The following is a 15,672-nucleotide window of genomic DNA, read 5'->3' as shown; positions in this document are numbered from 1 at the left end:
TGATCGAAACGAAAACCAACTAAGCTGGTGAAGGTGTCGCATCGATTTGGTTCAGCGATACAACTTTTCGAGGCAGACATAAACCCCCTATTGCAGGGGAACGAGCTGAAGCAGTATGGGTAAGGGCTAGAAAATGAAACGGACCATCATCGCCGCACTCGCAAGTTGCGCTATCGCAACACCTGCTTTGTCCCTCTCGGACATCAACAAGGATTACATCAAATCGCTCGCAGCGCCGGGTAAGACGGTTCTCGTGCTCGAATATTACGACGGAAGCGGGAAGGTGGCCGATCGGAAGGGCTATGCAACAACGGCCGGATTTAAGGCCGTTTCACCGACCGACTTTCGCGTGGATGACAAGACAACACTGCACCTTTTTGGCCTGGAGCCATGCAAGGGCGAAATGGTCAATCGCAGTGAAGACTTCGCCGGGAGCTGCACCGATTATGCGCAGCAGCAACTTCAGATCCTGTTACAAAACCCGAAAGTCGTGTTTTGCCGTGCCTTCGTGAGCGAGCAAGGTTCGCCCGTCCAGAACGCCACCTGCTACGGTTACTATCATTTCCCCGGTAGCCTCGACTCCGTCGACATGTTCGAGGAGCAGCTTTTGTCGCTCGGCGCGCTCCGCCTCGCAAAAAAGCCAGACGGAACTCCCGTTCGCCCGGATCTCTCGAAGGCTGAGGAGATCGGCCAGAAGGGGTCATTCGGGATGTGGGCCGATCCGAGGGTGAAGGGTCAATGAGAAATGCTCTTTCGCTTTTGGTGGCTCTCTTGCCGACATCCGTATCCGCAGCGCCCGCAGGCTATTTCGATCTTCTTCCTGGCGTCACCCTGGAAACTGGCGACACGTGGGTTTCCAATGGTGAAAGATTCCGTCTCTACGGCGTCCAGTCCTGTTTGCGCGGCACTGCCTATACGGACAAGCACGGGCAGAAACGTGACTGCGGCGAGGCGTCCCTTGCCGTGCTGGCGGCCTATATCAAAGACACCAAACCTGTTTGCGCCCCGGTGGTGAAGAAAGACAGTATCGCTTACGTCGTTTGCTACGCCACCGTTGGGAAGCAGCGGCTTGATCTGGCAAACGTCCTGATCACGAGCGGATACGCCTTCGCGGCCCTCAACGGTGAGGGCATGCCCTATCACGTCCCCTATGCCATGGCTGAGAAACTTGCACGCGATAAGCGTGCCGGCCTCTGGCAGTTCGAAGACGTCCAGCATCCGGCCATTCTCTTGAGCCGCGAGGTGAATGCGCGAACCAAGAAGGCAGATCAATGAAGCGATACCTACTTGCAGCCGCCGCGCTCGCCACGATCCCCCACGCAGCGACAGCCGCGGATCTCATCAAGACTCCGGCCGCGGCGGCTCGGCCACCGCAGAGATTGAGCGAGGCTCCGATCTACCAAAATCCGGTCTACAACGGCCGAGTCGCCGTCATGGACGGCCGCACCCTGTGGTATCCGCAATATGCGCAGCGCGTTCGCCTCGTCGAGATCGACGCGTGCGAGCTTCCACAGTGGGCGATCGATCCGAAGTGGGTGGATCGCGAGCGGCAAAAGGCGCCGTCACCCGTTCCGTGCGGCCCACTTGCAAAAGCTTGGCTCAAGAGGACCATAGGCAGCAAACCGGTCGAATGTACCGTCTTAGCCTATGGCAATGACGGTATCCCCCAAGCCCGCTGCACGTCAGCCGGCCGCGATATTGCGGTCGACATGCTTCGTGTCGGATGGGCGCGTGTCGCGTCGCCCTATTCATACAAAAGCCAATACCTGGCCTATCAGCAGCATGCGATGGCGGCCCGCTATGGCTTGTGGGCCACTGACGTTCTCGACATGAACGAGTGGCGTCGCAAGGCCGTCGACAAGACGCTCGGCCGCCAGCCGATCGCTGATTTCAACCTGCTTGTCGAACGGGAAAGCGAGATATCGCCTCCCTTCATCGACGCGCGGAAAAAGCTGAAGAGGACAGACCGATAGTTGCCCGACTTCGCACATATTGCGAACTCATTCGCAACCGATCCGCTGGCGAGCTTAATGCTCGCCATTCCCTTATCGTTTGCGCTCATCGTCGTTTCAGAACGAATCTGGTGGGTGCATGGTCCGTTCGCCCTGGTGCTCCTGATCCTTTCGATCCTCTTTCTCGATCGACGTCATCTGGCGCTGGACAGCTTTCTCGTCGGCTTATTCGCCTTTCCACCGCTTTGCCGGGACATTCCCAACCAGCCGATGCTTTTTCGGATCGGGATTCTCTGGTTTTCAGCCTTCGCGCTCGTTGCCGCCATAATCTACGCAGCAGGCGGTCAAGTGCACCACGCCACACCGCTCGACAAGCTATTCGTCGACCACGCGTCTCCAGCCGCAACCATCATGAGGGCCAACTCACATGAAACACCTGCTTTATGCTGCAGCCGGTCTTGCTGCGCTTACCTTCGCCCCCACAGGAGCAAAGGCAGAAGATGCTTCCTGGGGCTGCCAGGTGCTCCTTTGCGCTGCCTCGCAAAATCCGTCCTGGCAGGGCGTTCCCTATTGCGTGCCCCCGATGAAGAGGCTGATCGCCGCAATGGCAAAGCCGGGATTTCATTGGCCCATTTGTCACGAGGCGAAGGCCGGCGAGCCAGGCCGGCAAGAGTTCGAGGACTGCCCTGCAGGGTCGCGCCCCACCTCTAGCAATGATGGGAACGACAACGGCTTGCGCCGCCGCAACGAGGAGGACCAATGCGTCTGGGTCGTGGACAGATGCGAGAACCGCGGCGAGTACAACCGCCTCTATGGTGACGAGGACGCCAACCAGCGTAACGGCGTGACCGTAAGGTCCATCAGCGGCAACAGCGACCATTTCGGGAATCGCGACAATCGCTACAACGGCTGCAAGGTGCAGGTAACTTCCCCCCGTCCGCGGCGCGCAAATCCCTGGTTCTTTGACATTTGTCGGGCGAAATGAAAAACTGACCCCCTAACGAAGCGAAGAACTGACCCCTCGTGTCAAAACGAGGAGTTATGGATGACGAGCGCGATTTCATCGCATCCTGCATTGTCGCGAACGATGCAGGGCGGGGATATGCTTCAGGCTGATGAGGTGGTGGCAATGCTGCGGCTGCACGAGCTTGGTTGGGGTAGCAAACGTCTATCGAAAGAATTTGGATGCGCGCGTAATACAGTTCGCCGATATCTTCGAGAGGGGGGAGTTGCACCGTTTAAACGGCCTGCTCGGCGCAGTGCATTCGACGGGCTTGATGATTGGCTTCGAGAGCGTTTTTTCCGGCATGACGGTAATGCGGATGTGATCCGCCAAGAGTTGGCGAGCGAGCACGGAATTATCATCGGTCTGCGTTCGGTGGAGCTTCGCGTACGGCAATGGCGGCGAGAGCTAAAGGCACAGAAGCGAGCGACGGTCCGCTTCGAAACGGCGCCGGGCCATCAGATGCAGATCGACTTCGGTGACACGAAGGTGTGGATCGGCGATGAGCGGGTACGGATTCACCTGTTCGTGGGGACGCTGGGCTATTCGCGGCGGATGCATGCTCGCGCGTCACTCAGGGAGCGCCAGGCAGACTGGTTTGAAGGCATGGAAGGCGCTTTCCTGCGGTTCGGTGGGGTTCCGGCGGAAGTGCTGATCGACAATGCGAAGGCCCTGGTCGAGCATCATGATTCGGTGACGCGGGAGGTGAGATTCAACGCGCGACTGCATGCTTTCGCCCGTTATTGGGGCTTCACGCCGCGAGCCTGCGCACCGTATCGGGCGAGAACGAAGGGCAAAGACGAGCGCGGGGTCGGCTACGTCAAGAAGAACGCGATCGCCGGGCGCCGCTTCGAGAGCTGGGCCGAGTTTGAAGCGCATCTGGATCGATGGACACGCGAAGTTGCCGACCAGCGTGAACACGGCACCACCGGTGTCAAACCGGCGGAACGCTTTGCCGACGAAGCCAGGGAGCTGCGCCCGCTGGCCGGACGGGCACCCACCCTTCGGGCAATTGCGGGATCTGGTTCGCAAGGTTCAAGCCGATTGCGCGATCGACCTCGACACCAACAGCTACTCGGTGCCCTGGCGCCTGATCGGCGAGAGTGTTCAGGTCGTGGTGTTGGCGGGTCGCGTCATCATCCGGCATGCGGGCCAGGTGGTGGCCGATCATGCCCTGTGCGATGGACGACGACAACGGATCGTGGACCGGGGGCATTTTGTCGGTGTTGCCGGCGCCGAGGGTCTGGTGCGAGCCGCCGCTCCCATCGAGCTCCCCCCTCCCACCCTGTTGCGCCCGCTTGCGGAATACGAGGCGGTTGCCGGAGGAGGCTGGTGATGACGAACGTGGATCATGACGTGCTGATCGCAAGGCTCGATCGGCTGAAGCTGACGGCGATCCGCGACCAGCTCGACACGTTGCTGGACGAGGCGGCTCGTTCGAAGATGACCTTGCGCGAGGCGCTGGCTTTCCTTGTATCGCGCGAGATTGCCCGACGCGACGAGCGACGGATATCGATGTCGAGCAAGCTGGCGCAGTTCCCGTTCGTGCGCGAATTGGACGGCTTCGACTTCGAGGCGCAGCCATCGCTGGATCAGGGACAGATCAGGGAGCTTGCGACCTGCCGCTGGATCGCCCACGGCGACACCGTGCTATTCCTTGGACCGCCAGGTACAGGCAAGACCCATCTGGCTGTAAGCCTCGGCCGCGAAGCGATCCGTCAAAACTACAACGTCCAGTTCGTCACGGCGGCCACGCTGGTGGCGATGCTGGCGAAGGCCCACAGCGACGGCTCCCTCGACAAGCAGTTGACGATCCTGTCGCGACCGAAATTGCTCATCATCGACGAGCTGGGTTACTTGCCCTTCGAGGCCAATGCCGCCCACCTGTTCTTCCAACTGGTGTCCCGGCGCTACGAGAAGGGCTCGATCCTGATCACCTCAAACCGCTCCGTGGGCGAATGGGGAAGTGTTTTTGGCGACCCTGTCGTCGCCACGGCGATATTGGACCGCCTGCTTCACCACTCGACGGTGATCACCATCCGGGGCGACAGCTATCGGCTTCGCGAAAAGCGCCGCTCCGGCCTTCTGCAGAAAGCCGGAGCGGCGCTCCAACCCAACGAAACCGCAAACCAATGAGGGGGTCAGTTCTTCAATTCGCCAAAGGGGTCAATTCCTCGATTCGCTTGACAACATTCCCAACGACAAGGGCGTCAAAGAGCGCTTCTGGTTCAATCTACGCACCTAGCCTAGCCTAAGCCTAGCCTAAGAGGAACAATCTATGCACCAGAACGCCATAATCGCGATCGCAGCCACCCTCGGTATAGCGGCTGGCGCCGGCGGCACCTACATTGCAACCTCCGAGCCGAAGGTTGAAGCTCAGGCCATCTCGAAAGCAGAACTGGTTGCGGCTATTTCCGCTGATCCATCTCTTTGCCCTATTCCGACCGTTGAAGCGCCGACGAAAGCCGAAGCACTGGCCGCCTACCGCAAAGCGCACGCGGCATCACCTCTCGTTTGGGACCGGAATAATCTGCCGGAAATCTCCCTGGCGCTCGGCCAATGTGACAAGGCCGGGGCAGGGCTGGGCGTCGCCTGCATGACCTCAGTCAAGATGGGACCTGACGCGCGGCCTATTGATCGAATCGTCGGCTTCGCTAAGTCAGCATCCGGCGAGTGGATCGCCACAATCAACTAAGAAAGAAGCCGCCCAACAAGGCGGCTTTATTCTTCTGCCCTTCGCGCTCGACCCAGCACATTGCCCGGCCTATTCCACAGGCTCGGTCGTGCTCAAGACGGCCTCCAATTCTTCCGGCTTGAGCGAGCCTCGCGTCGCGAACAAAAACGCGGCCAAGTAGGTCAACTTTTGCCGTCCTTGCTGATCGTTGCACGGCCGGTGGTTCACGATGCGTAGCCTGGCGGCCTCTTCCTCTTTCGTCACCTCGAGCAGAGCATTTGCGTAGACCACGTTGCTCACACCGCCAGCCGCGCGGCGTTCATCCCATTCGCGCACCGCATCAGAAGTCGCCGATAGCGCCGCTATATGCCGCTCCATCAACGCCTCCAACGACACCGCGGCTTCCATTCCAAAATCTTCTGTCATCGCACCCTCAATCCCAGGCTCGGCTCTAATTCCGGACCTCCCAAATCGAAGGGAGGGCAGGAGCCCGCTCCTGCTCCCGAGCTCGTGCGGAACAGCGGAAGAGAGGGGGACAAGCGCTAAACCGGAGGGGGATCACCCACCCGCAGGGCCGTGACGGCGCAGCCGTCCGGTGCTGCAGGCCATCGGGCCGAAGGATGGGGAGACCGGTTTAGTGCTTGTGGGGGAGAGAGGGCAGGGCTCTTTCTTCCCCTCTCAGTGAGTTGAATTTATCGGCGGCTGCAGGCCGCGGTTTCCGTGCAATACGGAGAGCTCTCTCAACAGCGGCCGAGCGTTCGATCGTTCCGAGTTAATGGGCTGCCTCAATGACTGAGGTTCCCCCAATTTGCGCCAATCGACAAAAATCGGCTCCCCCTTCGTGATCTACGGGTTGCACCGTGTCGAATGTCATTGCAGCTTCCGCAAGGAGGAGGGGGGGATGTCGGTGGAACGAGACTTGACGAACACCCCTAGCCACCGCACATTTGAAGATAAATTGACTCGGAACTGCGGCGCTTCAATCCCTAGAATTCTCTATTTCGCGGACGTTTCGCGGATCTCAATACGAAGAGGGGATAAAATTTTATGGCCAGGAGAACGCATGCGCAGCGGCCGACGATTCCCGGCCTGAGGGCATCAAAATTGACCGCTAGGCTATCACCCGAAGAGCGACGAGGCATCACATTCGACGTTCGAAGCCCTTCGCCCCCCCCTTTCGAACACCCCCCGCAAACCGAGGCCGGACGCCCCCCAGATGAACTTCGAAATCCAGAATATCTTGTAACCGAAAACCTGCTTCGGACGAACGACGCAAACGCATTGATTAGAGCAGTGCAAACAGAGCCAAATTGGTCTCTGCACGAGAAGTGGTTCTTTTCCCAGTATGACGCCAAGTGGGTAATCAATACATTTGACACCAATGCTACCGGAAAAATCACTCCGGAGATTAAGGCTTTGGTGCGAGCTGGTGCTGAGCTAATCGACAAGAGGTTCGACGCGGTTGTTGGGACGCACTATAAAGTTATCGCCCATAAGATGATGCCTGGCCAAGTAATTAGCATACATAATGACTCGCCTGAAGGCGCCCGCGGGCGAAATGAGACACACAGGTTCATCTATTACCCAAATCACTATTACAGCGATGGCCAAGGCGGGCACCTGCTTCTGTTCAGCAGTAGTGAGGAGACCGCCGTTGAAGCGGTCATCAGGCCAGTTTTTAACTCCGCTGCACTTATGCGGCTGTCTGATAATTCCTACCACGCGGTTTCGCGAGTAAGCGAAGGTGTCCGATATGCAATCGTAGTGTCGTATTGGGCCTACCCCGTGCTCTTTCGCGGCTCAGATCAGAAGAACGTTATCAAGGCGTGTCTTAGTGCGTTGCTGAGGGCCGGAACAGAAAAAGTCCCATACAGCGGGACCAACCTCTCTAGCCATCTGTATTATACCTTTGAGATGCTATTCCGGTGGGGGGCCCCATTGAGCATTTGTTTAGCTGGCCTGATGGGACGAGCTCTCGGGGACCGTTCAACCGGGCTTCCACCCCACCTGACCTGGGCGGACGTCGCGCCTTTGGTTGACGAATACAGCCTTGCGATAGTCAGAACCCTGCAATCTGGCAGTCCCGTAAATAAAGGAACATCACTGGCGAGAGACGTGAAGCTTGTGGAATTGGCAAGTACTTTTGAACAAGCTGAGACCAGTGAAGCAATTGACCGTGGATGTGCGGCATTGCGGGAGCTGGATGCCTTGGACGTCGAGATGCGGATAAAAATAGATGCTGAGATAAACAGATTGCGCGCCGAAGCAGCGGCTATACACGTGCTTCAGTAAGTCGGCACGGCGGCGAGTATTCGCAGGCGCGTCGTCGGGTGCTCTGTCAGCGAGATTAACAGATTAACTAGGAGCATTTGCAGAAAAAAGACGAATCCCATCCCGGGTTAAGATCCCACAACAGTCGTCAACTTCGATGTCATCAATGGGCCCCCCCGATCTTGCGTCTTCATCGTAGGTGCTCTCTGGATGTGGAGCATCCCCGGGAGTAAAAGTCTCGAGGTCCAAAGGCTCCGCTTCGCCGTCAATTTCGACCACACCGCCCCAAGCAATTAAGTCTAGGTGAATGTCGCAACTGTAGCCAACTGTGGACGGGGCTTGATTGCTCGATCCGAAGCCAAGATGAATTCCCGGAGCTCTTTCGTTAATGTGCGAGTTCAGACTAATCGGCTGCCTGACACCGATGTTTGTTCCAAAGCCAAGCTCTCCAACAATGTGTGAGCAGTAGGTGCAAAAGCACTCATCGAGAAACCGTTTCGTCGCGGGGTCCGCACACTCTGAACTCACAGCGCGGTTGTTCTCTATCTGAATGGTTATTGGATGATCTGTGAGCCGAGCGTCACGTTCGGCGATCATGTTTACATTAAATGCAAAATCTGCAACAAACACACCTTCAATATTGGCTGGGAAAGTAGCCACTTCTCCAGGCGGTAATATTGTGAACTTACCTGGTTTCCAGATCCCTCTGTTGCTCACCCAGCGATACTTCGCGGAATCGAGTCTAACTCTCAAATCAGAGCCACTCCTCGTGGTCAGTCGGAGCTCAGAAGCTTCCATAAGCCTCGAAAGCACCGTTGCATTTCGAGCGGACAAATCTGAAGGCAGTATTTGAAGTGCTTCAGAGAAGAGCTCCTCACAAGCACTGATAATTCGAAACGCCTTTGTCCTATTTGGGTCGAATCTTGACAATTGTGTTCGAAGAACCTGATCGTGCGATAGTGTATTCAGTTCAAGCGTTATAACGATCAGATCACCAATCAACTCAGCTTCCTTCGGGAGGACAGATGCAAACCTCTCTGAGAACATCTGATCTTCGAGGGGAACCATCCAAACCTGACTACATGTGAGCCCTCTTAATTGAAGAGCGACCTTAATCCACGATGCGCACTCGACAGTTTCGCTTGTAAAGACGACTATAATCGCGTCCGAAGGTCGCGGTCGAACATAGTGGTCGATGAGCGTCTCAACGCCCCTCCAAACCGCTTCCTTGATCATCTTCGCGACCTCTCCGATAATCGATAAAAAAAGGCCACACCCCATCTCGCGTGTGGCCGCAGACATTCCCTTCTATTCTAACCGTTCAATCCGTGGCATCAGTGTTATAAATGCGATATCGTGCGCCAGAGAGCTTGAGAGGTGCCCCGCGTTTAACTGCATCCGCCTCCAACCTACGGACATCCTCCGCGGCCTTAGCTAGCTCGTGCGCAATCATTTCCTCAACCCCGGATGCAGGGCGGAGTTCATTTACATCGTTGACCTCGCTTGGGACGTCGTGATGATGGGGTATGCTGGTCATGTCCATCTCCTGCTAGTGCTGAGGGCCAGACGATTAGCTCGTTATTCGGACCTTGAGGTCTCATAAATTCGATATCGTGCCCCGGCTAACTTTCTGGTGATGCCTTGACTGGAACTTAGCTCCTCAAGGCGCTTCGCATCCGCGCTAGCTTGAGCAATCTCTCGCTCTATCATATCGTTCAGACTAGCACTGGGGCGACGTTCGCCTTTATCTGCTCCCTTGTCGGAGTACGACTCTGACCCGAGCATGTCGTCTCGAACTTTCGACATACTAGTATCCTTTCTCAAGATAGCTCAGGGCGAGCTACTGTGCCGATGTTATGTCCGACTGAACACGAACGTCATCTGCTTCGACTGCAGATAACGCGGCCTCAATAGCTTTTTCATCACTAGTGACAGTAGCCTCACGACTCTCTACATCAGCCATGTCAGCATCTACACGCGCCATATCTGATTGCACTGCTTGCATGTCAGAATCTACGGCGGCCATATCGGCCTCTGCTTTCTGCTGAATAGCGGTCAATTCGTCGCTACTTAGCAGCACACGTTGGGAGTTGCTCATGAACGCCTCCTAATGTACCGTGTAACGTATGCGAACACAACTGCAGCCCGAAGTCAATGCAGCAGTCGACGCACGGGGGGGCCATGATCAAGCCGAGGGCAATCAGTCAATCGCTTTGGGATGCCCGTCACCAACTGAGGGAGCGTTTCCAGACCGGTGCAGCGCTGCGGAGTTTCGCTTTGGCCGAGAACTTCCTAGATGCGAAGGTGCTGGCATCGATTAGGCAGTTCGCCATAACTTCTCCGATGGAGCACTACGGTGTTCATTCTCCCGATCCGTACGGCTCGACGCTCGAGAAGGGCTTTGGAGAACCAATCCCAGATCGCTATTACCTCACTACACACATGCGATTGAGGCCTCCAAACACGGTTCCCAAAGAGCTGAACGATGTTGTTGCCGGAAAAGATATGTTGGAGTTTCTTGGCGAGGTTCTCGGCGAAGAGCTGAGTGGCTTCGAATTCCCGGGGACACTTACCGGTTGGTGGCCAGGAGACTTCATTGGTGAGCATTGCGATGAGGGTGACGAGGACCATCCGACGAAATTGGTCGTGTCCATCTCTTTAACCGAGGGGTGGCGGCCGGAGTACGGAGGTGTCACCCACTTCCGATGGGCCGATGGAGATGAAGAGATCACGGTAGTCCCGCAGCTGAATACTGCCATGCTATTTGCCCCTGGGCCGCATTCGGTTCACTGGGTGACGCCTGTCGCAGCGATTGCACCTGTTGGGCGTCGCTTCACGTGGACACTTGATTATTTTTGACACTAGGCTGCGTACCGACGCGAGAGTTCGATTACCCACCGGGGTTGAGGGAAACAACAGGGCTGTTTGGAGTGCGCCTCCAAGTAAAACACCATAGTTAACGGCAATCCTTTAAAGGGCGTGTGCAATCGTGACTTCGATACCGTTCTGGAAGCGCAAAAAACTGTCGGAGATGACTTCAGCGGAATGGGAGTCGCTGTGCGACAAATGTGGGCGCTGTTGCTTATTGAAGACTAAGACGTCGAGTGGTGATGTCACCTGGACTGACGTGGCATGCCGGCAGTTGGACCTGTCGAGTGGAACTTGTAAGCAATACGCTAACCGCCACGACGTTGTGCCTGAATGCGGTGTCCTTACAGCAGAGAATGTTCTGAGCTGCTCAATGCCTGCCACGTGTGCTTACAGGCTATTAGCTGAAGGTCGGGATTTGTATCCGTGGCATCCGCTGGTGGCAGGTTCCATGGAGCTTATGCAAGCACAAGGACGTACTGTGCAAGGACGCGCTGTATCCGAGATATCTCCGGAAGCAGTTGCTTTTCCCGACCGCAATGTTGCATGGCCTGACCTGTAACTGCACGAGTGTGTGCGTACTATGGACGTCCTTTCTCTTCAATTGCGAGTAGTAGCAGGGAGCGTTACGTGAAGTACACAGAAGAGGTACCCAGTTCGGACGGCGTGAGCGGCAGCGAAATGGTGGTTAGGCACACACCTCTTGTCGTTCGAGGAGCGGCGCGAGATTTTCTAGTGCGGTGCGCCGAGGACGGCAGTGTCACGGATTGGTTTGCTTCCAGGCTCTCCAACCACGAGGTGTCTGTAACGACGGGGCTCAGTACCGACGGCGGGCTTGTTACCTACTCGGCTCCGAACTCCGGTAGCTACGGCAGAAATGTTTCTTCGGGCCTATTCAGATTCCAGAAGTTTTTGGACGAAATAAAAGCGACGGCCGCAGCACGATCGGCCTCGTACTGCTTTTCGCAGGTGAACGACGTCGGGGAGACGATACCTGAACTATCCGACTTATTATCGGCCATTAAAGTCCGCACAGCAGATCTTCATAGCGCGTCGTGGAACCTGTGGATCGGATCGGGCGGCCATCGCATCAACACCCATTTCGACTCAGTCGAAAATTTCTATTTCGTCTTACAAGGTCGAAAGATTTTTCGCCTTTTCGAACCTGGCCAGTTGGTCAACATGTACACGGCGTCATATGAAGGCGGAAAGAATGGCGCGTCGGAAAGTTCCGTCAATTCAGTTCAGCCCGATTATGACAAGTACCCAAAGTTTCACGACGCCATCCAAACGTCGGAAGTGGCGGATCTTGCGCCGGGCGATATGTTGTACCTCCCGGCAAACTGGTGGCACAGTGTCTCTTCAGAGGGCGTTAATATCTCTGCTAATCTTTGGTGGAGCGATATTGATGATGCCCAGAAACTTGAGGCGGAGATCACCTTTCTCAGGCTTCTGGCTCATGTGAAACCGCTGCCTCAGCATTGGCGACAATTCTGGGCAGCTAATATCGATCACTATGTATTTGAAAAAGGAGGCGATCCGTTCAGCCATATGGTGCCGGGCGCAGGAGGATTGGCCGGTGCGCCGAGTTCCGAACGGACTGTCCAGCTTCGTGACCGTATTTCGAGACTGGAGCGCGAGTTACATCGCATAACGCTGAATTTGGACGTGTCGAACGAATCCCTGCGCCTCTGTTGTGCGCCAGGACTGCGAGTTGAGTTCCTCGGGGATGAAAAGATAAAGGCATCTTGTGGGATTATCGAGCAGGTTCTTGGTCTTAAATGTGCTTTCTTGCTGAATGCGTTCTCACGCCCGTGCTCTCCGACGGCGGCGTATACAGCTGCAATAGCAACTGAATTTACTCCAAGGGACTTCGCAGATCACCTTGTCCGGATGATTCGTTCCGGGTTGCTGTTGGTGGATCGGTAGAACTCCGAACGGATACTCCAAAAATAATGGTGTTTGATCGTTCGCGATCTTACGGATGACTTCGAGACGATGCAATTCCTTCTGCAACATCTTGATCAAGCAAGACACGACGACTCCGAACGCTCAAACGCTCATGGCCTCAGCCACGCTTCACGTCGCCAGTCTTCCTTCCAAACTTTCAAGTTTGACCAACATCCCGAGAGCCGAGAGGCGACGACTGTCGCATCTCTAACCGGCTCATATGTTGCATATCTAAAATGCGCTAGATTTTGAGTTCGCGTGGTGTCGATTATGAGCCGCGGGTGGGAGGGCTCCGGCAGGGGCGGGCGGCCACGCCAACTTCATATTCGCCGGGCCGATTTGTCCGCACACGATAGAAACCGCTTCAAGCTCAAACCGGCCAGTAAAATGTAAGGCGGCATGGCGAGCGAATAGTGGCCGCAGTTTAATTTTAAAATATTTAGCTTGGCTCCAGCGTCCTTCAGCCTCTGCGTGAATCTCTCCGACAGCTCTGGCAAAACCACTTTGTCTCTCTTAGCCAACACAACGTGAAGATCGAGATCAGGCCGTGCCAAAGGATGTACGTAGTTCTCCATGTTAAGTGGACCCCAAGCAATTCTTAGATCGCTCAGCTCAATCTCAAGTTCAAGGCTATCACGTATCGATCGGGTCGCGCGCCCCGTCCAAACCATGTCTGCGAGACTACCCGCCGTCAAAAATAACGAGGCCTTCGATACGGCCGGATCATGCGCAGCGATCAATCCCGCAACCCAGGAGCCAAGGCTCATGCCGAGAACCGAGACCTCTCGATAGCCTTCGCTCTTCAGCCAGCGGATGAGCTTTCGCCCATCCCATACGGCCTGCCTTACAGACTGGATCGTTCGGCCGAGATTCGAACTAAGCATATAATCGGCGTACAGCGAGCCGGGACGGCTGCGCTCGAAGTGATAAGGCATAGCAATCTCGACAACCGTGATCCCACGCTGCGAGAAAAACTGGGCAATCTGACGATTTCGGGCGCTGGCATTCCAGTGATGAAAAATCACCAATGCCTGATCGAGCGAGCCGCTCTCGGTGATTTTTGCCCAGACGACGTTGTTCTCTTCGACGTCAGTAGAAATGTCCGATGGAAATCTGAGCCACCCATCGTGCCTTTCAAAGCCCTGACCGCTCCCGCTCGGCTCATCGTAAAAGCTTGAATCAGACAGGGCCTGGTCCGCAAGGACACAAAACTCGTCGATAGTTTCTATTCTCTTCTCGCCCGGAAAGGCCCGGCCGGCGTCGAGGATGAAATCCGTTACTTTCTTCGCTTCCTCACCGCGCCGCGCCCGCCGCTCGTCCCAACGATCAAGCCAATTATGATACACTCTGGTTGCTTCCTAACGCGCTTGCTCGCCATCGCCCAAACTCTGGATCAAAGAGGCCGTATGTCGCGAGCAGCACTCCAACGCCGACGAGGATCGAAAAGCCCTCAAAGGCATCGATCAACAAGTAGCTGGCAAAGAGCAACCCTACGACCGCAGACATCCTCCATAGAGGCACGCGAAACCGCTTTCCGACACCCAAGCGGATGGAACCGTACAGAAAAACGATACAGGTCGAAATGGCGACTAGGAGGCTGCTGTAATGCGTTGGCATTCTATAGCTGAAGCTATTGCCGCCGTCGTGGCGCTCATACAGGATCGAAGACATATCGTGGGCTATCCAGGTCACGATATCTCCTCCGTTCGAGCTCAGGTAAGAGCTTTGGACCTTCATGCATATGGCGACTAGAACACCCAGGACAGTACACCTGAAAATTCCCCGCATCACCCTAAGGCCGATTTCACCGCCCTCGCGCCGATGTCCCACCGGTCGCATTGTTGATGCCTCTTCAATTCTCCAGAGATCATGGACGATCGTATGAAGCAGAATGAGGCCCGCGAAAAAAAGATAAAAGCAAAGGCACATGTAAAGATACGCGAGCGCCGTGAAAACAATCGAAACTGGCACTGATATGACTTCAGGGTGCACAATGGCTAACTTGCCCCAATCTATCGCATAGTTGCCACCGCCGTTGATCAACGGGATCAAGCACACGCCGATCCACTGAAAAAGACCCGCGAACAACACGCAGATCAAGAAAACCGCCCGGTATGTGTACGAATAAGCTTGAACGTTGCGGGTCCAGGCATCGTCGCTTTCCAACCGGTCGCCCTGCGCTACCAGCCTGAAGCGCGCGTCATTTTTCCAGAAGACCAGCAGCTCTATCACGAACGCGAAAAATAGCGGCAAGAGCACCATGAAGAGGAACGTCCAGTTCGGTGCCCATAGAAAACCGACCTGCTTAGCAACACCATCCGCCCGGCTAAAGGTGGCGCTGTGGATCCCCGCGATATATGACAAAAACCCAAGCGCGGAGGCACCCGCGAATATCGACGCCGGTAGATTCAAGGGAGATCCATGGCTAAAAAGCGCCTCCGATATTCTCGCCAAGCTGAAACCCTGTCTTCGCCGGGTGACATCAATGCCTTGTGGCAGATCGCCCGCAGGCTGCGTCTGATCATCGACCGTCACAGGCGGCGGCATATCTGGAACCCGCAGCGCTGTGCTGCTTCCCGCCTTCTTCGAATCTCGCCTCTTGGCGGTTAGCCGTGATTGCGCGGCGCTGAGCTCCATCTGCCATTCGCTGGTCGCTTCCGGATCGTCGCACCCAAAGATCCGCGCGAGCCAACGAATGTTGGACGAGCTAATCCCCTTCTCGTTCTCTTGAAACCAGAGCTGCACCGTCCGCAAATCGACCCCGATCCGGTTGGAGTCGATCTGTGAAATCGCCTCTGTCAGAAGCTCCGGCGTCCATGGGCCTTGCGGAAACCCGTCACTGCCCAATGGCCGGCCCGCTCCCGCAGCGGCTAACTGCTTGAACAGTTCCTTGAAATCGCTGCCGTCCTTGGGCGGTGCGACAAAAATCTTCCCGTTCTTTTCCAATGGCTTAT

Annotated in this window: 16 protein-coding genes and 1 pseudogene; 11 read left to right on the top strand and 6 right to left on the bottom strand. The window is 56.0% G+C overall.

Features of this window, described 5'->3' with window-relative positions; all coding sequences use genetic code 11:
* The first annotated feature begins 133 nt into the window (after positions 1-133).
* From M1D34_RS32060 to M1D34_RS32030, 7 genes and pseudogenes are all read left to right on the top strand, one after another.
* Entirely contained in the window at positions 134-742 is a 609-nt protein-coding gene (locus tag M1D34_RS32060; RefSeq protein ID WP_454265387.1) for a hypothetical protein, read from the top strand.
* The gene (locus M1D34_RS32055; protein WP_498786378.1) at positions 739-1,275 is read left to right on the top strand and encodes a thermonuclease family protein; all 537 of its coding nucleotides are present in this window, start codon (positions 739-741) and stop codon (positions 1,273-1,275) included. Before M1D34_RS32060 ends, M1D34_RS32055 begins: the two co-directional genes overlap by 4 nt.
* Positions 1,272-1,973: a thermonuclease family protein gene (locus M1D34_RS32050; RefSeq protein ID WP_498786376.1), complete on the top strand. Its 702-nt coding sequence runs from the start codon at positions 1,272-1,274 to the stop codon at positions 1,971-1,973. Before M1D34_RS32055 ends, M1D34_RS32050 begins: the two co-directional genes overlap by 4 nt.
* A gap of 406 nt (positions 1,974-2,379) precedes the next feature.
* Positions 2,380-2,937, top strand: coding sequence for a hypothetical protein (locus M1D34_RS32045; protein ID WP_498786374.1), 558 nt, complete (start codon positions 2,380-2,382; stop codon positions 2,935-2,937).
* Positions 2,938-2,997: 60 nt separating this feature from the next.
* Positions 2,998-4,291: pseudogene (gene istA / locus M1D34_RS32040) on the top strand (IS21 family transposase).
* Positions 4,291-5,091, top strand: a complete 801-nt coding sequence (gene istB, locus M1D34_RS32035) for an IS21-like element ISSme2 family helper ATPase IstB (protein ID WP_498786372.1) — start codon at positions 4,291-4,293, stop codon at positions 5,089-5,091. The pseudogene istA and the gene istB overlap by 1 nt, the downstream one beginning before the upstream one ends.
* 142 nt (positions 5,092-5,233) lie before the next feature.
* Positions 5,234-5,650 carry a hypothetical protein gene (locus M1D34_RS32030; protein WP_498786370.1) on the top strand — a complete coding sequence of 139 codons (417 nt, stop codon included), beginning with the start codon at positions 5,234-5,236 and terminating at the stop codon, positions 5,648-5,650.
* A gap of 69 nt (positions 5,651-5,719) precedes the next feature.
* Here the strand turns inward: M1D34_RS32030 and M1D34_RS32025 are convergent, their stop codons facing one another.
* Positions 5,720-6,055: a hypothetical protein gene (locus tag M1D34_RS32025; protein ID WP_498786368.1), complete on the bottom strand. Its 336-nt coding sequence runs from the start codon at positions 6,053-6,055 to the stop codon at positions 5,720-5,722.
* A gap of 621 nt (positions 6,056-6,676) precedes the next feature.
* Here M1D34_RS32025 and M1D34_RS32020 point away from each other — a divergent pair.
* Positions 6,677-7,921, top strand: a complete 1,245-nt coding sequence (locus tag M1D34_RS32020) for a 2OG-Fe(II) oxygenase (RefSeq protein WP_498786366.1) — start codon at positions 6,677-6,679, stop codon at positions 7,919-7,921.
* 63 nt (positions 7,922-7,984) lie between these two features.
* Here the strand turns inward: M1D34_RS32020 and M1D34_RS32015 are convergent, their stop codons facing one another.
* The 3 genes from M1D34_RS32015 to M1D34_RS32005 all read right to left on the bottom strand — a co-directional run bounded on the left by M1D34_RS32015 (position 7,985) and on the right by M1D34_RS32005 (position 9,998).
* Positions 7,985-9,136, bottom strand: a complete 1,152-nt coding sequence (locus M1D34_RS32015; RefSeq protein WP_498786364.1) for a CgnE/CgnB domain-containing protein — start codon at positions 9,134-9,136, stop codon at positions 7,985-7,987.
* A gap of 85 nt (positions 9,137-9,221) precedes the next feature.
* The gene (locus tag M1D34_RS32010) at positions 9,222-9,437 is read right to left on the bottom strand and encodes a hypothetical protein (protein WP_498786362.1); all 216 of its coding nucleotides are present in this window, start codon (positions 9,435-9,437) and stop codon (positions 9,222-9,224) included.
* A gap of 303 nt (positions 9,438-9,740) precedes the next feature.
* Complete coding sequence (locus M1D34_RS32005; protein WP_498786360.1) at positions 9,741-9,998, bottom strand: hypothetical protein; 258 nt, start codon at positions 9,996-9,998, stop codon at positions 9,741-9,743.
* A gap of 83 nt (positions 9,999-10,081) precedes the next feature.
* Between M1D34_RS32005 and M1D34_RS32000 the strand changes: the two genes are divergently transcribed.
* From M1D34_RS32000 to M1D34_RS31990, 3 genes are all read left to right on the top strand, one after another.
* Positions 10,082-10,759 carry a 2OG-Fe(II) oxygenase gene (locus tag M1D34_RS32000; RefSeq protein WP_498786358.1) on the top strand — a complete coding sequence of 226 codons (678 nt, stop codon included), beginning with the start codon at positions 10,082-10,084 and terminating at the stop codon, positions 10,757-10,759.
* A 130-nt stretch (positions 10,760-10,889) separates the two neighbouring features.
* Positions 10,890-11,330 (top strand): CxxCxxCC domain-containing protein, encoded by a 441-nt coding sequence (locus M1D34_RS31995; RefSeq protein WP_498786356.1) that lies wholly within the window; start codon positions 10,890-10,892, stop codon positions 11,328-11,330.
* 68 nt (positions 11,331-11,398) lie between these two features.
* On the top strand, positions 11,399-12,697 hold the full coding sequence (locus tag M1D34_RS31990; protein WP_498786354.1) for a cupin-like domain-containing protein: 1,299 nt from the start codon (positions 11,399-11,401) through the stop codon (positions 12,695-12,697).
* A gap of 341 nt (positions 12,698-13,038) precedes the next feature.
* On the opposite strand, the gene M1D34_RS31985 is transcribed toward M1D34_RS31990, so the two are convergent.
* Complete coding sequence (locus M1D34_RS31985; RefSeq protein WP_498786352.1) at positions 13,039-14,064, bottom strand: RcgR family putative quorum lactone hydrolase; 1,026 nt, start codon at positions 14,062-14,064, stop codon at positions 13,039-13,041.
* On the bottom strand, positions 14,054-15,664 hold the full coding sequence (locus tag M1D34_RS31980) for an RcgA family putative transporter (protein ID WP_498786351.1): 1,611 nt from the start codon (positions 15,662-15,664) through the stop codon (positions 14,054-14,056). Before M1D34_RS31980 ends, M1D34_RS31985 begins: the two co-directional genes overlap by 11 nt.
* Positions 15,665-15,672 lie beyond the last annotated feature (8 nt).

The organism is Ensifer sp. D2-11, from assembly GCF_054161295.1.
This window is presented reverse-complemented; position numbering and strand designations above follow the sequence as displayed.